General features: G+C 50.9%; 23 protein-coding genes. 6 read left to right on the forward strand and 17 right to left on the reverse strand.

The genetic code is table 11. From position 1 onward, the window contains the following. Window positions 1–12: 12 nt before the first annotated feature. From J2X05_RS03975 to J2X05_RS04035, 13 genes are all read right to left on the reverse strand, one after another. On the reverse strand, window positions 13–2,037 hold the full coding sequence (locus J2X05_RS03975; protein WP_310068925.1) for a dynamin-like GTPase family protein: 2,025 nt from the start codon (window positions 2,035–2,037) through the stop codon (window positions 13–15). Between the two features lie 274 nt (window positions 2,038–2,311). Then, entirely contained in the window at window positions 2,312–4,387 is a 2,076-nt protein-coding gene (locus tag J2X05_RS03980; protein WP_310068927.1) for a TonB-dependent receptor, read from the reverse strand. A gap of 7 nt (window positions 4,388–4,394) precedes the next feature. Then, window positions 4,395–5,507 (reverse strand): HupE/UreJ family protein, encoded by a 1,113-nt coding sequence (locus J2X05_RS03985; protein WP_310068930.1) that lies wholly within the window; start codon window positions 5,505–5,507, stop codon window positions 4,395–4,397. A 2-nt stretch (window positions 5,508–5,509) separates the two neighbouring features. Next, the gene (locus J2X05_RS03990; RefSeq protein WP_310068932.1) at window positions 5,510–6,631 is read right to left on the reverse strand and encodes a tetratricopeptide repeat protein; all 1,122 of its coding nucleotides are present in this window, start codon (window positions 6,629–6,631) and stop codon (window positions 5,510–5,512) included. Between the two features lie 130 nt (window positions 6,632–6,761). Continuing rightward, a complete protein-coding gene (locus J2X05_RS03995) occupies window positions 6,762–7,259 on the reverse strand; it encodes an Ig-like domain-containing protein (RefSeq protein WP_310068934.1) in 498 nt (165 codons plus the stop codon). A 10-nt stretch (window positions 7,260–7,269) separates the two neighbouring features. Then, complete coding sequence (locus tag J2X05_RS04000; protein WP_310068937.1) at window positions 7,270–8,859, reverse strand: DUF4331 domain-containing protein; 1,590 nt, start codon at window positions 8,857–8,859, stop codon at window positions 7,270–7,272. 174 nt (window positions 8,860–9,033) lie between these two features. After that, entirely contained in the window at window positions 9,034–9,876 is an 843-nt protein-coding gene (locus J2X05_RS04005; protein ID WP_310068940.1) for a BRO family protein, read from the reverse strand. 112 nt (window positions 9,877–9,988) lie between these two features. Further along, complete coding sequence (locus J2X05_RS04010) at window positions 9,989–10,693, reverse strand: anti-sigma factor (protein WP_310068943.1); 705 nt, start codon at window positions 10,691–10,693, stop codon at window positions 9,989–9,991. Next, window positions 10,690–11,232, reverse strand: a complete 543-nt coding sequence (locus J2X05_RS04015; RefSeq protein WP_310068948.1) for a sigma-70 family RNA polymerase sigma factor — start codon at window positions 11,230–11,232, stop codon at window positions 10,690–10,692. Before J2X05_RS04015 ends, J2X05_RS04010 begins: the two co-directional genes overlap by 4 nt. 179 nt (window positions 11,233–11,411) lie before the next feature. Then, window positions 11,412–11,711, reverse strand: a complete 300-nt coding sequence (locus J2X05_RS04020; protein WP_310068950.1) for an antibiotic biosynthesis monooxygenase family protein — start codon at window positions 11,709–11,711, stop codon at window positions 11,412–11,414. Window positions 11,712–11,724: 13 nt separating this feature from the next. Then, the gene (locus tag J2X05_RS04025) at window positions 11,725–12,318 is read right to left on the reverse strand and encodes a YggT family protein (RefSeq protein ID WP_310068953.1); all 594 of its coding nucleotides are present in this window, start codon (window positions 12,316–12,318) and stop codon (window positions 11,725–11,727) included. A gap of 49 nt (window positions 12,319–12,367) precedes the next feature. Further along, the gene (proC, locus tag J2X05_RS04030) at window positions 12,368–13,189 is read right to left on the reverse strand and encodes a pyrroline-5-carboxylate reductase (protein ID WP_310068955.1); all 822 of its coding nucleotides are present in this window, start codon (window positions 13,187–13,189) and stop codon (window positions 12,368–12,370) included. Between the two features lie 23 nt (window positions 13,190–13,212). Then, window positions 13,213–13,917 carry a YggS family pyridoxal phosphate-dependent enzyme gene (locus J2X05_RS04035; RefSeq protein WP_310068958.1) on the reverse strand — a complete coding sequence of 235 codons (705 nt, stop codon included), beginning with the start codon at window positions 13,915–13,917 and terminating at the stop codon, window positions 13,213–13,215. Between the two features lie 75 nt (window positions 13,918–13,992). Between J2X05_RS04035 and J2X05_RS04040 the strand changes: the two genes are divergently transcribed. Next, window positions 13,993–15,027 carry a type IV pilus twitching motility protein PilT gene (locus J2X05_RS04040; protein ID WP_310068960.1) on the forward strand — a complete coding sequence of 345 codons (1,035 nt, stop codon included), beginning with the start codon at window positions 13,993–13,995 and terminating at the stop codon, window positions 15,025–15,027. Between the two features lie 102 nt (window positions 15,028–15,129). Further along, window positions 15,130–16,275, forward strand: coding sequence for a PilT/PilU family type 4a pilus ATPase (locus J2X05_RS04045; RefSeq protein WP_310068963.1), 1,146 nt, complete (start codon window positions 15,130–15,132; stop codon window positions 16,273–16,275). Window positions 16,276–16,347: 72 nt separating this feature from the next. Here J2X05_RS04045 and ruvX read toward each other — a convergent pair whose 3' ends face one another. The 4 genes from ruvX to gshB form a co-directional block, all read right to left on the reverse strand. After that, complete coding sequence (ruvX, locus tag J2X05_RS04050) at window positions 16,348–16,767, reverse strand: Holliday junction resolvase RuvX (protein WP_310068966.1); 420 nt, start codon at window positions 16,765–16,767, stop codon at window positions 16,348–16,350. A gap of 39 nt (window positions 16,768–16,806) precedes the next feature. After that, window positions 16,807–17,403: a YqgE/AlgH family protein gene (locus J2X05_RS04055; protein WP_310068969.1), complete on the reverse strand. Its 597-nt coding sequence runs from the start codon at window positions 17,401–17,403 to the stop codon at window positions 16,807–16,809. 63 nt (window positions 17,404–17,466) lie between these two features. Further along, a complete protein-coding gene (locus J2X05_RS04060; RefSeq protein ID WP_310068973.1) occupies window positions 17,467–18,390 on the reverse strand; it encodes an energy transducer TonB in 924 nt (307 codons plus the stop codon). Window positions 18,391–18,434: 44 nt separating this feature from the next. Next, window positions 18,435–19,388 carry a glutathione synthase gene (gshB, locus tag J2X05_RS04065; RefSeq protein ID WP_310068976.1) on the reverse strand — a complete coding sequence of 318 codons (954 nt, stop codon included), beginning with the start codon at window positions 19,386–19,388 and terminating at the stop codon, window positions 18,435–18,437. Window positions 19,389–19,750: 362 nt separating this feature from the next. Here gshB and pilG point away from each other — a divergent pair, with 362 nt between their 5' ends. The 4 genes from pilG to J2X05_RS04085 all read left to right on the forward strand — a co-directional run bounded on the left by pilG (window position 19,751) and on the right by J2X05_RS04085 (window position 23,646). Further along, window positions 19,751–20,146, forward strand: a complete 396-nt coding sequence (pilG, locus tag J2X05_RS04070; RefSeq protein WP_007639219.1) for a twitching motility response regulator PilG — start codon at window positions 19,751–19,753, stop codon at window positions 20,144–20,146. Between the two features lie 180 nt (window positions 20,147–20,326). Then, on the forward strand, window positions 20,327–20,689 hold the full coding sequence (locus tag J2X05_RS04075) for a response regulator (RefSeq protein WP_310068988.1): 363 nt from the start codon (window positions 20,327–20,329) through the stop codon (window positions 20,687–20,689). A gap of 131 nt (window positions 20,690–20,820) precedes the next feature. Then, window positions 20,821–21,363, forward strand: a complete 543-nt coding sequence (locus J2X05_RS04080) for a chemotaxis protein CheW (RefSeq protein ID WP_310068991.1) — start codon at window positions 20,821–20,823, stop codon at window positions 21,361–21,363. 126 nt (window positions 21,364–21,489) lie between these two features. Next, a complete protein-coding gene (locus J2X05_RS04085; protein WP_310068993.1) occupies window positions 21,490–23,646 on the forward strand; it encodes a methyl-accepting chemotaxis protein in 2,157 nt (718 codons plus the stop codon). Window positions 23,647–23,699: the final 53 nt, after the last annotated feature.

The raw sequence follows: 23,699 nt of genomic DNA on the forward strand, positions 1-23,699 counted from the left end.
ACACCGCGCGGTTTAATTACCGCGCAGTGATTGTCGCCCCTGCTTAATCGATACCACTTGCGCTCCCGCTGTTATCGACTCTTTCTGCTCTACATCCGCCATCAATTCCGGCTCCAGTGGCGTCGTCAGCAATTCTTTATAGAGCGGTTCAATATTGCCCAGCGCGGTCTGCAATTGGTAAATATTGGTCTGCAGCACTTCCAGTTGTTCGCTGTGGCTGTTGCGCTGGGTTTGCAATTGCGTGAGGCGCAGCATGTGGTGCTCAAGCAATTGTTTCTGGTATTGGTTGTGATGAAACAGCGGCGCCAATGCCTCTTGCATCCAGTGATGGATATGCTGGTTTAAATCGACATAAACCGCGCGCACCTCCTGCACCAAGGTGTTGATAAAGCGGCTAATCAAAGCACCTTTATGGGTGAATACTGCGCTCAGGGATTTACGGAAATCATCGGCGCGGGTATGCAACTGGCGCAATTGGCGGCGCTGCTTCTGGATTTTCAACAGGTGACGCATGATCAAATCGTCGCCCGTCACTGTCTGTTCAGGCCGCTCGTAAATCGAGGTGAGCACGCGGTTGCAGCGCTCGATTTCACGTTCAAGATGGCGCAGGTTGCTGTCTACATCATCAAAAAATTTGCCGATCGCGCGCGCCAATCCCACTGTAGTCCAACTCTGCGCCAGATTCGCATGGGCTTCCGCGATTTGCTGCTCCAGCAGGCCGCTGCTGATGGGCCCCAGCAGCGATAATTTTTGCGATTCCAATAAGCGCTGGCTGGTGCGCAATGACAGCGCCTGCTTGTGGTATTCGTGATGGGTGCGGCGAATAGTATCGCGCAGCTCAGTCAATTTTTCGCCCGCCGCTTCCGGTGCAACTGTGCGCAATTCTTCCAATTCTTTTTCACAGTCTGTGAGGCGGCGCTGCAAACTGTTGCGCGCGTTGATCACCATCGCATAGCTGTCGCCAATTAACCGATGGCCAATAATCTGCTGCTGGTTGCGCATCACGCATTCGGCCAACATGCGCTCCAATTGCGGAAAATTACTGCGCGCCAATTGCGCCTGGTTGCGCCCGACTTTGCCGAGTAAACCCTGTTTGGCGGACAGCGCCACCACATGCTCGGGCGACAAATTTAATTGGCGCGCGGTGAGCTGGCGCAATTGGTTGACGTTTGCTTCGATTTCTTGCGCCGGGGTGAGGTCATCCCAGAGGCTGTCGATTTTATTGAGCAGGGCGATCACCGCGGTGCAGTTGTTATCGCGCAATACCTGGATATGTTCGCGCCAGATCTCCATATCGCTCGCGGTAACGCCGGCATCGGCGCCGAGCAAAAACAAAATCGCCTGGGCATCGGGCAGGGTTTTTAAGGTGAGTTCCGGTTCGTTGCCCAGCGCGTTCAAGCCGGGCGTATCCACAATACGCAAGCCCTGGCGCAGCAGTGGATGATCCAGACTGATCAGCGCATGGCGCCAGGCGGGCACAGTAACCATGCCGTTCTCGTCGCGCTCGCCCAACTCATCCTGTGCAAAACCCAATTTAAGCGCATCGGCCACACTGACTTGTTTACTGGCTGAAACTTGATTGATCGCCGCGCGGGTCTGCTCGTGATCTTGCGCATCAAAATGAATCGCCACCCAATTTTGCGGGATGCGTTTGAAGCTTTGCAGGCTGGTATTGGTGCGGCGAGTTTCGATCGGCAGGAGGCGCACACAATTGGTGGGTTGGTGGGCGTCCCAAAAGATTTCGGTAGGGCACATAGTCGTGCGCCCCGGTTGCGATGGCAGCAAACGGCGGCCACCGCCGGTGTATAAAAGAGCGTTAATTAATTCGGTTTTACCGCGCGAGAACTCGCCTACACAGGCGATGGTAAAACTTTCGCCGCGCAATAACTGGCGTGCCCGCTGCAAGGTCTTGCCCATATTCGCGCCGGACATATCGTGCTGTTGGCTCCACTGCTCAAAACGCTGCAAACGTTCATCCAGCTGGCGTTTCCAGCGGTTGTAATGCGTCATTTGGCGGTGCAGGGATCTTATGTCCATAGCAATACTCTCAAAATAGCGAATCTGGCGTTATGTGCATTGTTTAATAACTGACCGCGATAACCAGCCGATGGCTAATTAATTATTGTTGTTCGGTCATTAAAGCGGAAAAGCACGCCAGTGGCTAGATCTTGAGCAGTGAGTGGTCACTTCAGCGGGCTAAAAGGCAGGGGATTGCTACTTTGTGAAACATTTGACGCCAACCGATACCACACCGGAATGCCAACTTGCTCGCCGGGTGGTATCTACTCTGGTAAAAGAAATGGGGCGATTGTTAGAAAGAGGCTTGTAGTCGGATACGCAGGCTGCGCGGTTCAACCGGATGGAAGTGCAAATCTTCAACGCCTTCATCTGCCTCGGAGGGGAGCCGGGACGGGTAAAAGTAATCGATATCGTGATCGGCGCTATCGAATAGGTTGAGGATGTCGAGCCCCACCGACCATTGCGCCCAGCGATACCCCAAGCCGAGATTCACCAGGCTAGTCGCCCCTGCCTCCTGCTGCGCAAAACTATCCAGCACCCGCGCGGCAAAATGCCGGTAGCGCAAAGCGCCGTGGAAACCGGTTTGCGCCGGTGAGTAACTAATCCCCGCACTTGCGACAAACGGCAGGGAGCCATCCACATATTTGCCTTCGTCCAACTGATTATCGGTGAAGCGCGAACGCGTCCAGGCCAGTTCCGAATCGATGCTCCAACCTCCGGCAAACCAGAAGTAACTGGCGATTTCAATTCCGGAACGTTGCGATGCGCGGCTTGCCTCAGTATTGCCCGCATCGCCCACAAATAATAATTCTGAATCCAGCGCTAAATACCACAGCGATGTGGAAATGCTGTAGCGCTGGTTATCAAATAATTTTGCGCCGATTTCAGCACCTTGCGAGCGCGATAATAAATCCACCGGTTCGCTCAACTCACCGGAGACCGGATCAATAACAATAGTTGCACCGCGCGCATCATTGGAATGAAAACCCTGACCAAGATTAAAATAGGTTTCAAAATTATCGCTAACACTGTAACTCACGCCCGCTTTTACATTGGTGATGCCATCAGATGCATCACCAGAATTTTCGGCGCGGTCGCTGCTTACATCCACTTGCAAATAATCATGGCGCAAGCCCAGATGCATGCGCATCTTTTCAGTTAACTGAATGTCGCTCTGGGCAAAAAGCGCCAGTGAGGTTTCATCAATCGCATCAACACGGGTAGTTGACAACCGATTGCGCGAGCGGGTTTTGAATAAACCTACTTCATCAATGGCATCGTGCCGAATTTGAATGCCGAGTTTCTGTGTTACCGATTTTCCAGCAACATCTATTTGCCAATTGCGTACGACTTCTCCTCCGAACAATTGCCGATCATCCACTTGTTCAAATTCATCGCCATTGATCGGGTCATCCAAAAAATAGGTGAAATTGGAAAATAGATTTAAATCTGAATCGACAACATACGCGCTCATTGACCAATTCGGATTCACCCATTGCGTTGACAGACTGTAGCGATTGGAATCGCCGCCTACATCAGTATCCAGTGAACCTAAAGGATCGATAATATTTTGCCCAACCGCGCGCAGGGGAATTTGATCAGCCGCATTCCAGCGATTGCGGTAGCCCATCGCCGTCAACGAAAATTCACCGCTACCAATTTGCGATGTATAACGCACTAGCAGATTGGTTTTGTGTACGTCTTCATCAATATCTGTCCAGGGGCCTGCGTAGCGCTGCGCTTCTACGCCAAATAGCAAACGCCCTGAATCCAGTTCAAGTTGCGTCGCGGTGTATAAACGCCGGTACTCGAAATCACCTGCGGTGAGATTCACTTCGCTTTTATCGAGTGAATTTTTCAGTGAAAACTGTGCGGCACCAGCGCCGGAAAAATCGCCCACTTCAGCGTAGTAAGGACCTTTGCGATACTGAATATCCTGAATCAATTCAGGAATAATAAAATTTAAATCCGTATAGCCTTGCCCATGTCCATGGCTGCGCATATTAATTGGCATGGCATCAACTGAAGTGGCAAAGTCGGTGCCGTGATCCAGATTAAAACCGCGTAAAAAATATTGATTGGCTTTGCCTGAACCACTGTGTTGGGTAACCACCATGCCGGGTACAAATTCCAGAATTTCACCGGTGCGCGATACCGGCCGTGCGGCAATTTCGGCGCTGCCGACCACGCCTTCTGCGGCGGCAATACTGGTACCCAATAAATCAGTGCGGTAGCCATAAACAACCACATTTTCTACCAACAACATTTCAGTGTTGTTCTGGGCTGCATTTGCCGAACCATTCACTACCAAAGGCGTAACACTTAAAGCAAAATAATAACCGGCCAAACTATTGTTAATACGCATCATAATGTCCTTAACCAATCCAACGATCAACTACCCATTGCAACGCCACTAATGCAATCACTATCGATGTACCCGTAAGGGCATAACGTGCATACCAAATTTGGTTGCGCACAAAAATAAATAGCGGTAATAACAGCAAGACGATTGCCATTTGTCCGATCTCCACACCGAGATTAAATGCCAACACCGTGAGCAGTTGTTGATCTGCTGGTAACCCCAATTCACCCAATACTCCGGCGAAGCCCATGCCGTGCAGCAAACCGAATCCAAAGGTGAGCCAACCCAACCGCGTAACCAGTGGATAAATATTGTTGAGCGCAACCAGTACTACCGAGATGGCAATGCCCACTTCTACCCATTGGCTGGAGAACTGAATTAAACCTAACGCGGTCGCGCTAAGCGTGATGGAATGGGCGAGCGTAAATGCCGTGACTATCCAGGTGGTGTTGATCAGGATGCGTTTTATGCTCGCTTGTGCAAACCATTGGTTGCCGCGCCGAACCAACACACAAGTGAGCAGGAGCGATAGCAAAAATAAAATATGGTCGATACCAATCCAGATATGCACCATGCCCTGATAAATAAATTCGCCCAGTGTTTTCCAGATATTACCGCTAGCGGCATCCCAATCAATGTTGCGCTGGGTGTCGCTGAGTACGCGGCTGCTGGTGGCAGAATCGCTGCGTAGATTCAGCAATAATTTATGTTCAGCATCTTCTTTAAAAAATGCGCTGTAATTAACACGAATAGTACCGGTCAAAGCGCATTGGGCACGCAGCGGTATCAACAGATAGGATTCACTAAAATGGGAATCGATTTTCCACTCATCACTTAATAACAATGTGCAGGTGCTATCAGCGCGGTGAATCGATAGCTGACTGGCAAGATATTGATGCACGCTGTCGGCGCGCGCTTGTAACTCTTTCCAGCGCAATTTTCCATCGCCATCGCTATCCACACCTATGGCCTGCTCAAGATCATAAAGCCGTACTTGCCATTCCCCGGTGATTAAACCCTGATCGTTGATTTGCAGATTGGCGTAAGCCGTACTGAGTTGGTGCGCAGATAAGAACGCAGAAAAAATAATTAGTTGGATAAAAATGATCAACTTGAGTATACGCATCTTTATGCTCCCGCCTTTTCAGTGACGGCAGCTACACCCGCAGCTTGCTGGGCACGTATAAGTAAATGTTTATCGCTCGCTTCGCGCGCTTGCTGCCAATTGCGTTCGGCCCAGTGCAAGGCTTTATTCGCGTCAGGCGCAATATCCAAATAATAAATGGCCAAATCGGCAGCATGCGCTTGATCATCCCGCTGTTCACGTAGTGCGATACGCTCACGCACTTGTGTTTGCCAGTGAGTGGCAGGTGCGATTTTTTTCTCAGCAATCGCAAGGCGCACCAGTAGCGAATCATCCGCTTGCGAACTGGTGCTGACCAAGGGTGTTAATGCATCAATGACAATTTGATTATTTTGCAGAGCGAGATTCGTATCGGCCCATTGCACCCACACACTAAGTGAATTTTTGGATTTGATTTGGTTTAAAAAATCGAGCGCTGCTTGTGGTTGTTGTAGACGCACCGCCATGTCAGCGAGTATCTGTAGTATCCAGATTTGACGCTCATCATCAGGCAAACCTTGCGTACTGACTATTTGTTGCAGTTGCGCGTAACTTTCGCTTAATTCTTTATCACCGAGAGTGCTGCGCGCTTCCAGCGAGCACGCGCTGAGCGTCAATAAATCCGTGTGACCTAATAGGCGCATGCAGGCTGTTTGTGCAGCAGTGGTGTTGCCCTGGATTAAATGCAAACGAGCATTGAGCAAATTGGCAGTGTTATTGTCAGGCTGTTGTAGAAGAATTTTTTGCAGGACTTCTTGCGCAAGCGTAAATCGATGTTGATGTTGTTGCACCTGTGCCCAAGCAAGCAACACCGATAAGTCATTGGTATTGTTTTCAATCAGCGGTTTCAACAATGCTTCTGCTACGCCATATAGGCGCGATTGACCGGGTTGTGCCGCCTGCTCTAAATACTCGTTTGCCAGTTGCACAACACGATTTGAATCTTCAGGTTGCAAGCGCTGCTGAATTTGCAATACCCGCAAAGTCTCAGAGGGAGTTGTATTCCACTGCGCAATAATCTGATCAGGCTCGGTGGGAGTGTAGGCTTCGGCGTATGCGTATCTGCCAAAGATAATTCCGCCGCAGCTAATACCCCACAGAAATACTATCGGTAAAAATCTGTTCATTGTTATTACCCGCTGCAAATTCAGCTATTCAATAAATTTCACGTTTAACGCTAAAGTCGATTTTTATAGATGTTTGATATTTGAAAAAACCCGCCATCCATTGCGGGCATTAATCGACAATTTTTCTCTTTTATTGCGCTAGCAAATCATCAAAGGCCGCTTCGTCGGTGACATCCTGAGTAACCGCACGGGTGTTGAGCGATAGCGGTGTATCACTTTCCATTTGGTTGTAGGCCTTGCGTGTGTACTCACCCATATTGACTGCGAGCAGATCGATAGTGATGTTGACCATCGCAGTCATGGATGTGCTTTTGCCATCAGAAACGCTAAAGGTAAATTGATCCATTCCTGTCACATCAGCATTAGGTAGATAGGTAAATGAACCGTCACTTTGCAATGCCAGCGTGCCCTGTGCCGGTTGCGATGACACTGCAAAACTCAGGGCATCTTTATCCATATCGCTGCCCATTAATTTGCCGGTCACGGGTGTATCCGCCTGGGTGCTGATACTGGTACTCATTGCTGTGGGTGGCGTATTAACTTTGGGTGGCTTTTTTTTATTATCGCCACCGCACGCACTGAGTAACACCGCGATGCTGACGGGAAGTGCAAGAAATAAAAATTTCATTTCCATCTCCTTAATTTGAACCGGCCAATGGATCGGCCAAATAGGGGAACATGTTTTTCATCATGCTGGCGTTGAGCGGTGCACCATCGGTAAATGGAACATTACCCACGTTGGCATCGGCGGGTTTACACAAACCCAAATCGGTATCCACACCACCAACAGGAATTGGATAACACAAACGGCCCATCACCACGCGCAAGGCGATATCCACCACGTCATCACCGGGGCGACGGCCATTCGGGAAACCGGCGAGATCATTTCCGGCAACACCGAATGCGGACTGTTGCATTTGTGCTGTTGCGGCAATGCCAGTGTTCAAGCGCAGCATTTCAGACGGTGTAACGGTTTTTAATTGGTTAACGCCGGGGAAGCCGGTTAAGAAAGCAGTCACCAAATCCATGCGCGGGAAATTGGTTGGTGCCAGTGTGGGAAGATTTGCACCGAGCGTGGTGTTCACTGCATCTTTAAATAAAATATTTAATAATTCCGGCAGCGATGGATGGGTTACGTAATCGGCAAACTGGCCATCATTTTTGGGTTCGGCGACGGAGAAGCGATCTTTGTCTTTTAAGCCGATCACTAATTCATTCACCAGTGGATTACCCAGGCGCGACACTTGTGTAAGTGCACCACCATTTACCTCCGTTTTATTGAATGATGCCTGCGGATTTAAAATGCGCGCCTGCGGCAAGCTCGCGGTAGTCCAGGTTCCGATCACACCATTGCCACTGCCCACCAAACAACTTTTGGGAATTTCGAGCGAAATTGCGGTGACATTTTTATCGAGCAAATCGTCATTCATCGATGACTGGGTGATGCCGCCGGGGAAGCCACCGCCGTCACCAGCACCCGGTGCACTATCACCTTCGACTGGAACATAATTTACCAGGTCAAATGTTTTACCGAGGTTAACGACGAAGGGATCTTTACGCTGGCCGACAAACACTTTGCCGTTGGTGCTACAGCCGGGAATCGCAATTTCGTAAATAAAACTGTTGGCGTAAGTTGCGTAAACTGCAGGCGAAGTGAAAGTTTTATTGCCGATATAATCGAGCGGTTTTTTAAACGTTGTACCCATACCCGATGCCATTGCTACATCGGTACGCGTACTGGTTTTACGATCACCGCTGCGCAGTTTAATGCTGTAACTTTCACTGAAATTGACAGCGGACATATCAGTCGCAGTAACACCACCCACATTTTTTAACGGCACCGCAACTGAACGACTGTTGCCCTCCGGCCCAACGGTGAGCTTCACGCCTTCGCCACCGGCCAGCGCCTGGCTAAAACGAAACTCAAAGGTGAGGTCTTCTACTGCGTCGCCGGTGTTATCCACGTGGATGCTGTAAACCGCGTGTGGGTCCATCGCAAAATAGTTGGGCCCGCCGTAAGCATCTTGCAGCGGAATATAGTTGGCGATCAAAGTAACAAAATCAGCGCGACCGGATTCGTAACTGTTAAATGCATAAAAATCGGTGGAATCCAAAGCGGGTGAACGGGTGATATTCGGGGCTTCGCGGTGGCTGGATGCAAAACTGCCAGTGGCGAGCAAGCTCGCGCAGAGGGTGCCGATAACGGCCGATAAGTAATTATGTTTCATCGTTGACTCCTTGGGTTTATGTGACTAACACAACACCAAACGGCTCAACCTGGGTTTTGGATTCAACTTTTTATGATTATTTTTCAATTACGTGAAAATAGTTTTTTACAGGCATAAAAAACCCCGCACAGTGCGGGGGTTAGGAGGAGCGTGAGGGGCAAACAAATAAGCAAACTACTTTTTTTTGGCTTTGATTACTTTCGTTGTAGGAGGTAAAAAATTTGCCCCGGTAATAACTGATTTGCCAGTCTTCTGCTCCAGCGAAGTGCGCGCCTGTTTGGCAATACCACCACCCTGGGTCGCAGCGGCTTTGTTTTCATCCATGCCGGTGGCGTCTTCTGCTTCTGCAATTTGACGGGTAGATAGTTCCGCCAACGCGGTAAAAATCAATTCAGCTTCGCTCATATGGTCGCGTAGGTTTTGGCTCTCAAGACCTTTTAACGACTTATGCTCTTTGACACTGACATCAGCCCACTCGCGGTGAATGATATTTGTCAAGATGGCAAATTCATCGCCTTTGCTGATGCCATGAGTCGCCCAATAATCTGTGAGTTTATTGCGTGTCTCCTGTCCTGTCATACGCTGTTGAATCCACTTTTCGCTGCGTCCCTGCTGCTGCCAGGTTTCACGGGCGCGATTCAGCGAAAGGCTTGGATCCGACATTTCTTGCATACGCTCATAGCCGACCTTGGCCAACCAGAGTTTGATAGGTTCAGCTTTAGGGCTAGGCACGGATTGCACAAGACGTAAGAGAGTCTGTGCGGTTGCTGCGTCCGTTAAACGCTGCTTGCCGTCGGCGGCGGGCATTTTCAACTGGTGACAATCTGTCACCAGTTGACTGCCTTCCGTCACCAATCGCTCTTTGAGTTTGTTCCAATATTTACGCGCGGCTTGGTAATCGACCTGTTGGGTCAACACCTGCACCACATCAATCACCGAGAACCACCAGGTTTCGGTTGCTTCGTCGTAAACGCGACGAATAGGTTTTCCATCAAATTCTGTCGGTAAGATCTTCATCTCTTAACATCCTGTAAATTGTTGTTAGCTTATCGAGATACTGTCCGGTTGATGATGCAAGATCACTGACAGGACAGATCAAGAGTCTAACTTTTTATCCCTGCAAAAACACTTACATCGCCACCAATTCCGCCGTGTACAACACGGTTGTCGGTTGGCCAGTGGGCGATCCGCCCAGCGGTTCCAGACTCACCGCGAGGGCCGCCACTTGCACCTGATCAAACAACACCGAGCGTGGCAAACTCAGCTTGCCTTGTTTGGGTAACAGACCCAGCGAGATCGGTGGGCGACCATCGGCGGCAACCATCCACAATTCGTAGTCCTGATTATCCAGTGCTTTAAATTTGTCGGTGGCGGTAACCAGCAGTTGATCTTCACGCAATTCGATCAGCCAAAGCGCCTGGGCTTTTTCGCTTTGTACCACGGCAATTTGACCGGGCAACAAGGGTTCGACCGGTTGCAGATTGACGAGCAGTACTGCCATCAGGATCGCGGCGGCAGCTGACAATCCGGCGAGCCATTGCAGAGCGCGCGGTTTGCGCTGCGGCAAGCTCACCACGTTAGATGATGTAACGGGTGGCACTGTGGTGAAACCTAACCGGGCTTGGATTCGCTCCCAGACTTCCGGCGCTGGCTGAACATCTGGCAGCGCTGTGCCTAACTCGTTCAGGCGGCTTTCCCAGCGCCAGAGGGTATGGCGCATACTGTTGTGCTGCATCAACAGCCGCTGGAAACGGATCCGTGCGGGGCCATGCAAACTGCCCAATACGTATTCGGAAGACAGTGCGTTTTGGCGCTCTTCGGTTAAATAATTCATGATTCAAGACACCTCTTTAAACGTTCCAGACCACGGCGAATCCAGGTTTTGATGGTACCCAAGGGTGTTTCCATCTGATCGCACACTTCCATATGCGTTAGGCCGCGAAAATAGGCCATTTCTATTGCCTGGCGCTGTCCCTCATCAAGCCGGTCCATACAGCGGTCGATGCGCACGCGGTCGCGCTGTTCATACAATTCCTGTTCCGGGGACTGCTCATCGAGCGCCTCTTCCAAACCCTCGTCGCCCGTTTCTCGGCGGCTCTTGGTTGCACGCAGCATATCGAGTGCCCGATAGCGGACGATACTTATCATCCAGGTAAGCACAGTGCCCTTCTCATGTTGGTAATCACCAGCGTTGTGCCAGATACGCACAAACGCTTCTTGCACGGCCTCTTCCGCCAAATCGCGGCGCCGCAACATTTGCAGGCTGATCGCGTAGAGCTTGCCCGCCGTCTGGCGATACAAATCGGCAAATGCTAACCGGTCGCCCTGCGCGGTGGCGCTGAGCAGATGGAGAAAATCGTGATTCGGATCCATAGGAATTCTCGTTGTTATGGTTGCTTTTGCAGCCCCTGCGCTCCGACAGAATTGGGCCGATTCGAGTGCTATACGGGCGATGACGGGTTTTGGATTCAGATTTCAGATAAAACTTTACTGGTTGCCAAATTAGCCAACCGGTAAGAGGAGATTAGTCTAGAAAAAGACTCGGATAGACATTAATGGGAGAAAGTTGACTCGTAGGTTCGTAACAGCTCAACCACTTCCACTTTGTAGGATTTATACCAGCGCGACTTTCCCTGTTGCTGCGCCCGCAGGTGGTCGGAATTTTGTTTCCAAAGCTTGATATGGTCGAGGCTCGGCCAATAGGAAATCGCTATTTCACGACTCCCTTCGGTAGTCGCGACAAAATTGACGCAGCCGTAATGTGTCATCGCCAACTCGCGCATCTGTTTGGCAGTTGCAAAATACTCGTCGTCGAGCTGGGCGATTTCAGCGTGGAAAATTACGGCGTACATGGGCACTCCGGTATTACCAATAACCCAGCACCAATTGCGGGTATACGCCGACAAGATTGGCGAGTCGCGCAATTAACATATCCACAATTTTTAACCCCAATAAAATAATAATCGGCGATATATCCAGCACCCCGCCCAGTGGCGGAATCACTTTACGGATGGGCGCCGCAAGTGGATCGATAATTTGATTGGCGAGGGTGAGCAGTGGGTGATGGCTCATAGGCGCGACAAAACTGCCAATAATGCTGATGATCATGCACCAGAAAAATATGCTGGAAATAATAGTGAGCGCGCCGATGATGCCCCACAGGATCAGTGGCAGCGGATTCAGGATCAGCCCCGGAGCGCCCATAATGGTGGACAGAATTGCCGTAGCCAACAATTGCACCAGGATAATTAACACCACAGAGGCCGTATCAATCCCCAACACACTGGGAATAAATTTGCGCAGCGGTTTTAACAGCGGCATGGTGATTTTGACAATCGCTTGCGAAACGGGATTATAAAAATCGGCGCGCACCAATTGCAGTAAAAAACGCAAAATCACAATCACCAGAAACAGCGACATCAAGCTATAAACAATCAGATGCAAAATATTGGCGAACATGAAAATCTCCGGTGATAGTTTTCAATAAAAAGTTGAGCGCAAAAAAAGATTACTTGCCTAACAGCTCGGACAATTCCACGGCGCGGCTGGAACAAGCGGTCATGGCTTTTAATACGCTTGCACGCAAATTGTCTTGTTCAAATGACAGAATGGCTTGCTCTGTGGTGCCTTTGGGTGAGGTAACGCGACGGCGCAATTCAGCCACATCAAACTCACTATCTTTGGCGAGCATGGCGGCGCCCAGTGCAGTTTGCAAGGTCAACTCGGCGGCGCACTCACGAGTTAACCCCAATTCAACACCCGCATCGATCATCGCTTCCATCAATAAAAAGAAATAAGCAGGGCCGGAACCGGAAACAGCGGTGACTGGATTTAATAAAGCTTCATCATCCAACCACTGCACAATGCCCACTGCACCGAGAATCGAATTAGCGGCCGATTTTTGTTCGTCACTCACCAGTGCATTTGCATATAAACCACTGGCACCAGCGCGCAATTGTGATGGCGTATTAGGCATACAACGGACGATGGCCTGATCCTCACCCAACCAACTCGCGATACTCGCCGTGGTAATACCCGCCGCGACCGAAATAATCAGCGGTTTATGCGTCAGGGATCCGCGCAAACCGAGCGCAACTTCTTTCAGCATTTGCGGTTTCACCCCGAGCACAATCACATCGGCATGAGCGGCAGTTGCGGCATTGTCGGTACTGACCGCAATACCGAATTCTTCCGCCACTTTATTGAGTGTTTCCTTGCGCGGGCCAGCGGCGCTGATCTGCGCACGGGTAAAACCTTCGGCCAACAGGCCACCGATAATCGCCTTGGCCATATTGCCTGCGCCGATAAATGCAATCCTGGATGTTTTCACAGTAAACCCTTAAGGTTAAAAAATTATTGTCCCGCACTCGCTTTAGGGCGAGCGCCAAAAATATCCGTACCAACACGCACAAAGGTCGCACCTTCGGCGATCGCCGCTTCCATATCGCCCGACATGCCCATGGACAGGCAATCAAGCCCATAACCCTGCAGGTTTAACGATTCGAGTGCGCGGTGCAATTTAGCAAAAGCGGCGCGCTGCTGCGCGGGATTGTTGGTCGCGGCGGGTATTGCCATCAGCCCGCGCAAACGTAGGCGCGGCAATTGGCTGATCGCTGCGACTAAAACCGGTAATTCCGCAAGGCTGACACCTGACTTGGTGGTTTCATCGTCTATATTTACTTGCACACAGATATTCAGTGGCGGCAGCTCTGGCGGGCGCTGTTCACTCAAGCGCTGGGCGATTTTCAGGCGATCGACCGAGTGTACCCAGCTAAAGTGCGCCGCTATCGGGCGGGTTTTGTTGGATTGGATCGGGCCGATAAAGTGCCATTCAATATCTTTCAGATCGGCCAGTTGAACTTGTTTGTCGAGCGCTTCCTGCAGGTAGTTTTCACCAAAGGCGCGCTGCCCCCAGGCATAGGCATTGGCCAAGGCCTGTGCAGCTTGGGTTTTACTCACAGCGATCAACTGCACAGTTTGCGGATTTCGTCCGGCGGCTGTGGCGGCTTGGTGAATTCGTGCGGTGACTTTCGCGAGCTGGTCGTCTATCTTGTGCATATCCCGTTTTCTTAAAAGTTACTGAAATTGCCCACAAAGGTCTGCACTGCAGACAAATAACAAAAGGTTGCTCTGATGGATATCACCGAACTCCTGGCCTTCAGCGCCAAACAAGGCGCATCTGACTTGCATCTCTCGGCGGGTCTGCCACCGATGATCCGCGTGGATGGCGACGTACGCCGCATCAACCTGCCGCCCATGGAGCACAAGCAGGTGCATGGCTTGATCTACGACATTATGAATGACAAGCAGCGCAAGGACTATGAAGAATTCCTGGAAACCGACTTTTCATTTGAAGTGCCGGGTGTGGCGCGCTTTCGCGTTAACGCTTTTAACCAGAACCGCGGTGCCGGTGCCGTGTTCCGTACCATTCCCTCCAAGGTACTGACCATGGAAGAGTTGGGCATGGGCAATGTGTTCCGCGATATCTGCGCCGTACCGCGCGGCCTGGTGCTGGTGACCGGACCGACCGGTTCAGGAAAATCCACCACCCTGGCGGCCATGATCGACTACATCAATGACAACAAATACGAACACGTACTCACCATCGAAGACCCCATTGAATTCGTACACGAATCCAAAAAATGCCTGATCAACCAGCGCGAAGTCCACCGCGATACTCACGGTTTTAACGAAGCATTGCGCTCGGCGCTGCGTGAAGACCCGGACATTATTCTCGTCGGTGAGATGCGCGATTTGGAAACCATCCGCCTCGCACTGACCGCCGCAGAAACTGGCCACTTGGTATTCGGCACACTGCATACCACATCAGCGGCTAAAACCATCGACCGTATCGTGGACGTATTCCCGGCAAATGAAAAATCCATGGTGCGTTCAATGTTGTCGGAATCCTTACAAGCGGTAATTTCACAAACCTTGATGAAGAAAAACGGCGGCGGCCGCGTGGCGGCGCACGAAATTATGCGCGGTACTTCGGCGATCCGTAACCTGATCCGCGAAGACAAGGTCGCGCAAATGTATTCGGCAATCCAAACCGGTGCGTCGCTCGGCATGCAGACCATGGACCAGTGTCTGGCCGATCTGGTCTCGCGCCGTATCATCAGCCGCGAAGCCGCCAAAGGCAAAGCCAAATTTCCGGAGAACTTCTAATAAAAAATCCCCGGGGAATTATTTGTTATAGATCTCTGGAAATTTTTAATTCTGTTCCCTATTTGCAGCACAACGTTTCAATAATTTTTAAGGTGCATTGTTATGGATTTTGATCGGTTATTATCTTTGATGGTAGAGAAGGGCGCGTCGGATTTATTTATCACCGCCGGTGTGCCACCTTCGATCAAAGTCCACGGCAAAGTGGTGCCCGTCACTGCTACACCGCTAGCGCCGGAAAAAGCGCGCGAGCTGGTGCTGAGTGTGATGAATGAAAAACAGCGCGCGGAATTTATCGAAAAGAAAGAACTGAATTTTGCGGTGAGCGCGCGTGGTATTGGCCGCTTCCGTGCCAGTGCGTTTTACCAGCGCAATTTGGCGGGCATGGTATTGCGACGTATTGAAACCAAAATCCCTGCACCCGATGAATTAGGACTGCCGGAAATCATCAAAGAATTGGCCATGACCAAACGTGGTCTGATTATTTTTGTGGGCGCGACCGGTACCGGTAAATCCACATCGCTCGCCGCCATGATTGGCCATCGCAACCAAAATTCCAAAGGTCATATTATTTCGATTGAAGACCCGATTGAATTTATCCACCAACACCAGGGTTGCATTATTACCCAGCGCGAAGTAGGTATTGATACTGAGTCCTTCGAAGTAGCGCTGAAAAATACCTTGCGACAAGCACCTGATGTCATTTTGATTGGTGAGGTGCGCTCGCGCGAAACCATGGACCACGCGATAGCATTTGCGGAAACCGGCCACCTGTGTCTGTGTACATTGCACGCCAACAACGCCAACCAGGCACTCGACCGCATCATTCACTTCTTCCCTGCCGATCGCCACCGCCAATTGTGGATGGATTTGTCGCTCAACCTGAAAGCGATTGTCGCGCAGCAATTAATTCCGACACCCGACGGCAACGGCCGCCGCGCTTGTCTGGAAATTATGATCAACACCCCGCTGGCGCAGGATTTAATCCGCAAAGGCGAAGTGTCGGATTTGAAAGAGTTGATGAAGCGTTCAACCGAACTCGGAATGCAAACATTCGATCAGGCACTTTATGCGCTTTACGACAATGGCGAGATCACCTATGAAGATGCACTGTTACACGCCGACTCACCCAACGACTTGCGTTTGATGATCAAACTCGGTTCTGAAACCGATGCAAATTATTTATCCCATGCAGCAGATAGTTTGTCGATCCAAAGTGATGAGCACAACAATCGCGGCAAGATGTTTTAAAATACCAAACATCATCTCCATAAAAAATGCCGGGTCATTCCCGGCATTTTTTATTGTTAGACCTGAATGGGGTCAAGGTTGGTTTTGTTTCAACCAACTTTCCAAAATCAGTCGCGCAGCAATAGAATCAACCGGATTATGTTTATAATCACGCGAACCACCTCGCTCCATCACTTCACTTTTTGCTTCAAAACTGCTCAGACGTTCATCCACCAGTTCCACTTTTACGCCAAAGCGGCCGTGCAAGCGGTTGGCAAATTTGCGCGCACGCGCGCTGAGTTCACTTTCACTGTCGTCCATATTGAGTGGCAAACCCACCAATACCAAATCAGGCTGCCATTCCTTCAATAATTTTTCAATTTGGTTCCAATCGGGAATCCCATCTTTGGCTTTTAACGGCGCTTGGGAATTAGCGGAGCGGGTAATGGTTTGGCCGGAGGCGACACCAATATTTTTAGTGCCGTAATCAAAGGCAAGCAAGGTTTTAATCATAATTATTCAGACAAGCTCAAGCGCGCAGGGCCTGAAAGCTCAGGCGTGACCAGCAGTACTGGAAATTAAATTGACATCAATACCCAGAGTTTGCGCCGCTGACGTCCAGCGCTCTTCAAAAGGGGTGTTGAAAATAATGTCTTTATCGGCCGGCACTGTGAGCCAGCTGTTTGCTGCAATTTCCGCCTCCAACTGACCTTCACCCCAACCGGCATAACCGAGCGCAATCAAACATTGCTTGGGGCCGCGGCCTGCGGCAAGAGCGGTAATAATATCGCGCGAGGCGGTGAGGCTGATGTCGGGTGATATTTCCAGCGTCGATTGCCATTTGGCCTCATTGCTATGGAGCACAAAACCGCGCTCAGGCTGCACCGGCCCACCACTCATTACAATCTGATCGCCTTGGTCAGAGAGGTCATCAAGATCCATCTGCGAAAAAATTTCTTTGAGCAGCATAGGTGTGGCGGTATTGATAACCACCCCCATAGCACCTTTGTCACTGTGCTCACAAATGTAAGTCACTGTGTGGGCAAAGGATGAATCATTCAAACCCGGCATAGCGATAAGAAAATGGTCGCGCAAACTGCCTGGGGTAAGTTCATCGTAACTTGTAGTCAATGTGCTTTTTTCGTTCATGGATTCAGTATGAGGCCTAACAAAGGTAAAACAAGCAGGGGCGGCAAATTTATTGGTTGCTGATCAATTGGCCGACGTGGTGATAGTGGAACCTTGGCCGGTGATTTCAAAATTCCAGGTGCGGATAATCTGCAAGCGGTCGGCCTGTTTGCGTATCTCGGGAGGGAAGCTTGCGAAGGGTGATGAAAGACGCACGATTTGGCGCGCGGCATCATCGAGTATGCGCTGGCCGGACGATTGCAGAACTTTGATTTCGTAGATAGTGCCATCGGGGTTGATCACTACCGACAAGCGCAAGTGGCCGGTGATGTGGCGACTCAATGCTTCTTTGGGATAATTGCGGTTGCCCACTTGTTCGATCTTGGTGCCCCACTCGTGCAAGTATTTGGCATCAAACGATTCCTTGGTGGACACCGACGTGAGCGTCCGCACACGTGGGCGCTTGGCATACTCCTGCCGCTGTTTATCCAACTTGGCTTGCAGGCTGGCAATTTCTGTGGAATCCAGCGGCTGGTCTTCCATCAAACCGTCTAGTGCCTCGCGCTCTTCGCGCTCATCAGGGTTCAGTTTGAGCTGGGTAGTCTGGGTGCTTTTGGCAGTAGTCGAAAGCAGTTGCTGCTCTTTAATCTTTTTTGTGGAAGCCGCCTGTTGCTGCGGTACCGGGTTTACCTCGCGCACCTGGGTATCGGCGAACTCCGCTTGACGCTCGGTGGTGAGTTGCTTGGCTTCATCGAGGGTGCCACTCGCCTCCTGGTTGTGTTGGGCGAGGAAGTCAGCGTTGTCCGGTGCTTTCAGCGATTTATGTGTCGCGAGTGTGATCTCGATCGTCTGTGAAGTATTACTGTGATCAGGTAGCTTGAAACTAAAGCCCAGGATTAAAAAGGCGTGCAAAGCTATGGCCAGAAAAAAGGTAAAGCTCAGGCGATCACCGGTATCGACCGGCGGCACGGCGAGACTTTCTTCTTCCAAGGCAACGGCCTGATTCATTCGATCTACTCTGGTATTGGGAAATGCAGCATTGTCTTAGCTGATTACTGCGCCGCTAATTTACGCTCTATGGCGTCGATAAGCCGTGACCCAATTCCCGTGTTATAGGCCTTGTCGATTTCGCGCGCGCAGGTGGGGCTGGTAACGTTAATCTCAGTCAGGTAGTTGCCGATGACATCAAGACCGACAAATAACAGACCCTTGGTTTTCAGCGTGGGTGCCACCTGCTCGACAATCCAGTAATCCTGATCGGTGAGCGGTTGCGCAACTCCCGTCCCGCCCGCCGCCAGATTCCCGCGCGTCTCACCCTGCGCAGGAATGCGCGCGAGGCAGTAGGGAACCGGTTCGCCGTCCACCACCAAAATGCGCTTGTCGCCCTCAGTGATTTCCGGGATATAGCGCTGCGCCATAATCGTCTGGGCACCAAATTCGGTGAGGGTTTCCAAAATGACGCCGACATTGGGGTCGTCCTGACGGCAGCGGAAAATACGGCTGCCGCCCATGCCATCGAGCGGTTTAAAAATCACATCGCCATGGCTGCGGTGAAAGTCGCGCAGGCGCAGCATATCGCGGCTGACCAACACTGGCGGGCAGCACTGCGGAAATTGGGTCGCAAAGATTTTTTCATTGCAGTCGCGCAGGCTGCGCGGATCATTGACCACCAGCGCACCCTGATTCTGGGCCGCCTCGAGGATGTAGGTACTATAGATATACTCGTTATCAAAGGGCGGGTCTTTGCGCATGATGATCACATCCAGATCACCCAGTTTTTTATCCTCATGCAAACCCAGCTCAAACCAACTATCACCATTGTCGGCAACAAACAGGTTGCGCGTATTCGCGCGCGCTTCGCCTTGCAGGAGGTAGAGATCACTCTGCTCCATATAATGCAGATCCCAACCGCGCTCTTGCGCCGCCAACAATAGCGCCAGCGTCGTGTCTTTATAGAATTTGATATCTGCGATAGGGTCCATTACCACGCCGAGAGAGATAGCCATAAACCTTACTCTTATAAATAATACAAACTGTGTATTATTAGGATGTATAAATATTTTTGCCGGGACACACAGGGCGGGCTAAAGTTAAGTCCTGAAGGCAATTAAAGCAAGATTATTACAGACAGATTAAAGCGATCTAAAAAAACAAAAAACTGTATGGATTGCTCATATATTCAACTAGTTATGGCGCAACCTTAAAAACTGTGTTAAAAGTTCATTTTTCATTGGTGGCGTTATTTTGACGCCCGTTTTAATGGATGAGCGTTATATAACCTATTCGCTCAACCAAGTTTCATCAATCAACGTGTATATCTGGCAGCGGCAGCAACTACTGCAGCAATAACAAAAGGCAAGGTCAGAGTATGGAAGTAACTTACGAAAGCCTCAAAGTGATGGTTATCGACGATAGCAAGACCATCCGGCGCACGGCTGAAACACTGCTCAAAAAAGCGGGCTGTATGGTGATTACCGCCACCGACGGTTTTGATGCCCTGGCGAAAATTGCCGATACCCGCCCCGACATTATTTTTGTGGACATTATGATGCCGCGTCTCGATGGCTATCAAACCTGTGCCCTGATCAAAAATAACAGCGAATTCAAGACCACCCCGGTCATTATGTTATCCAGTAAAGACGGCCTGTTCGACAAAGCCAAAGGGCGTATTGTCGGTTCCGACCAATATCTCACCAAACCTTTTAGCAAAAGCGAGTTACTCGGCGCAATAGAAGCGCACGTCAAACATCTCAAGGCATCTTGATAGATTGAGCGTTTGATTAAGAAGAGTACCGGGCTTAAGCCTATTTGTTTTTTGACTATTACTCGCGCGTCAACTGCGCACTTTGTATCAGCACAGTAATAGTCTGGATGAACTTCCAAAGGACTGTTTAACATTCGCCGCATTGCCTGCGGAACAATTATTCGTTTTTTTGGAGCATTTATGGCCAGAGTATTGATTATTGACGACTCACCCACCGAGACCTACAAACTCACCAGCATGCTGGAAAAGAACGGCCATGTAGTCATGACCGCTGACAATGGTGAAGCCGGTATTGTGATGGCGCAAAAAGAATTGCCCGATGTAGTCCTGATGGATGTGGTTATGCCCGGCCTCAACGGCTTCCAAGCAACTCGTCAATTATCAAAAACCCCTGAGACGGCGCATATTCCAGTCATTATTGTGACCACCAAAGACCAGCAAACCGACCGTGTCTGGGGTATGCGTCAGGGTGCCAAAGCCTATCTGTCCAAACCTATTACCCAGGAAGTATTGATGGCGGCAATGGCCGAGGTATTGCGCTAATCGAAGGATAAGCTCATCAACTGCATGGATGATTGATAGACAATAACAACAAGTATCAGCACCGACCATTCAGTAAAACGGCCTCATGGGTCGACCCCGGGTGTTGGTACACGACAGTTACGGATAGATTTATGTCAGAACCACAGGCCGCCTTTCAGGCCCTGCTCACATTAGCCCAGCGCAGCCGCGCAGCGGCACGCGGTCTGCCTGCACAGGCCGATATACGCCCCCACTGGAGCGGTATCGGCTTTGCGCTTATGGGCAGCTATTTTGTCGTGCCTATTGGTGAAATTTCGGAAATGCTGGAAGTCCCCAACCACACTCATTTGCCCGGTGTACAACCCTGGGTGAAAGGGGTCGCCAACGTACGTGGCCGGCTGTTACCACTATTTGATCTGGCAATGTTTTTTGGCGACCGCCTCACTGGAACGCGCAAACACCGCCGGGTATTAATTCTGGAAACTGAAACACTTTATTCCGGCCTTATCGTCGATCAGGTTTTCGGTATGCAGCACTTTCCCATGGATGAATACAGCGAGCAGGCCGGAGCCGTAGCAAGTTCTATTTTGCCGTTTGTGACCGGCAGTTACCCGCAGGGGGGCGAGCGCTGGTCGCTGTTCCGGCCGGCGCTGCTGGCGGAAGATCCGCGTTTTACCAACGCGGCAAAAACCTGATTTATAGATATGCAATAACAGTTCAACCCAAACGTTAGATTGAGAGTCAAATTGAAGCTTGCTGCCTCGTGCAAAAAGCGCAGTGGATAGAAAAAATAAAACCGAACGCTGGTTAGGAGTGCTTAGATGAAAACTGATTCAAAGATTGCCACCTTCAAGGCAAAACCGACGACTGTTATCGCTTCGGTCTTGCTGGTGGCTTCATTTGCTGCCGCGATGGTGTTGCTGTTCCTGATTAACCAGGGTAAGAGCAATGACCAGCGATATCTGCAACAGGCCGCTGACTTGCGTGCGCAAGCCTACCGCCTGACATCCCTATCGCGTGACGCAACCTCAGGCGATGAAAAAGCCTTTGGTGAATTGACCGGCGTGGTAGAGAGCATGGGCAGTACATGGGATATGTTGCGCGCTAGCGACGAGCGCACCCGTGCATCGCTCAGTGCAGAATTCGACAGCTTCGGCGCCATCTGGAACCGGGTAAAAACCAACGCCCAAGCGATTGCGACCAACAAAGACCTGATCGTATCGCTCAATAACGTAGGTAACACCCTGAACGACAACCTGCCTACCCTGCAGACTGAACACAACAACATCGTGGATATCCTGCTTGAATCCGGCGCTCCTGCCGACCAAGCGATCCAAGCCCAGCTGCTCTCCTGGCGCGCCGAGCGTATCGGTCGTAACGTGGATAAAATGCTGCGCGGTGATACCGACTCCGGCGATGCCGCCGACCAATTCAACCGCGACGCCAACTTCTACGCGCGCGTACTGACCGCTATGAAAGACGGCGACCCGGCACTGCGTATTACCCGTGTATCTGACGCACAAGCGCGCGCCAGTCTTGACCAGATCACCACCCTGTTTGAAGGCGTAAACAAATCGATCCAGGAGATGGTTGAAGGTTCTACCACCCTGACTCGCGCCCGTCAGGCATCTGATGCATTGCTGAACGACACCCCACAACTGCTACAAGGTCTGGCCGCCATCTCCGATAAAATTGCCGGGCAAGCAGACAGCCGTCCGTTCATCAACAATATGACTGTTATTGTGCTCGCCGCTATTACTCTCGGCTCTTTGTTCTTTCTGGGCTTTAACCAGTATATGGGCGCACGTAAACGCGCGGATGAAACTGCGGATACCAACGAGCGTAACCAAACCGCAATTTTGCGTCTCCTCGATGAACTGGCTGACCTCGCGGACGGTGACTTGACCACGACCGCAACCGTAACCGAGGACTTTACCGGTGCGATCGCTGACTCTATTAACTTCACCATCGACCAGCTGCGTATCCTGGTTGCGCGAATCAACGAAACTGCGGTTAACGTATCGGCCGCTGCGCAGGAAACCCAGCAAACTGCATTGCACCTCGCCGAAGCTTCTGAACACCAGGCACAAGAAATCGCCGGTGCATCCGCCGCGGTAAACGAAATGGCGGTGACGATTGACCAGGTATCTGCAAACGCCGCCGAATCGGCAGCGGTAGCGGAGCGCGCGGTATCGATCGCGGGCAACGGTGCGAAAGTGGTACAGAACACCATCCACGGGATGGATACCATCCGCGAACAGATTCAAGATACTTCCAAACGTATTAAACGCCTCGGTGAATCGTCACAAGAGATCGGTGATATCGTAAGTTTGATTAACGACATTGCGGACCAAACCAACATCCTCGCACTTAACGCGGCAATTCAAGCATCGATGGCCGGTGACGCGGGCCGCGGGTTCGCGGTGGTGGCGGACGAAGTTCAACGCCTTGCGGAACGTTCCGCAGCCGCAACCAAGCAGATCGAAGCGCTGGTAAAAACCATTCAGAACGATACCAACGAAGCGGTAATTTCGATGGAACAAACCACCTCTGAAGTGGTGCGCGGTGCACGCCTCGCACAGGATGCGGGTGTGGCACTGGAAGAAATTGAAAACGTATCATCAAGCTTGGCGGAATTGATCCAGAACATTTCCAACGCCGCGCGCCAACAAGCATCGTCTGCGGGTCACATCTCCAACACGATGAATGTTATTCAAGAGATTACTACCCAAACCTCCGCCGGTACCTCTGCTACCGCGCAATCGATTGGTAACCTCGCCGAAATGGCACTCGACCTGCGTGAATCTGTGGCTGGTTTCAAACTGCCAGAAGAAGATATGTCGGAAGGCCGCGCCAGCGCGGCACGTAAAGCTATGGCCACTACCCCGGCTATGGATTTCGATAGCAATGCCGAAGTAATCGATCTGGACGACGAACTGTTGCCCGACGACGACATCTTCGCCACTTCAAAAGCCTGATAAACAAGCGATGCCAGCCCCCGCTGGCATCGCAGCCAGTAACTTACGAAAGT

The organism is Cellvibrio fibrivorans (genome assembly GCF_031457055.1).
Lineage (GTDB): Bacteria > Pseudomonadota > Gammaproteobacteria > Pseudomonadales > Cellvibrionaceae > Cellvibrio > Cellvibrio fibrivorans.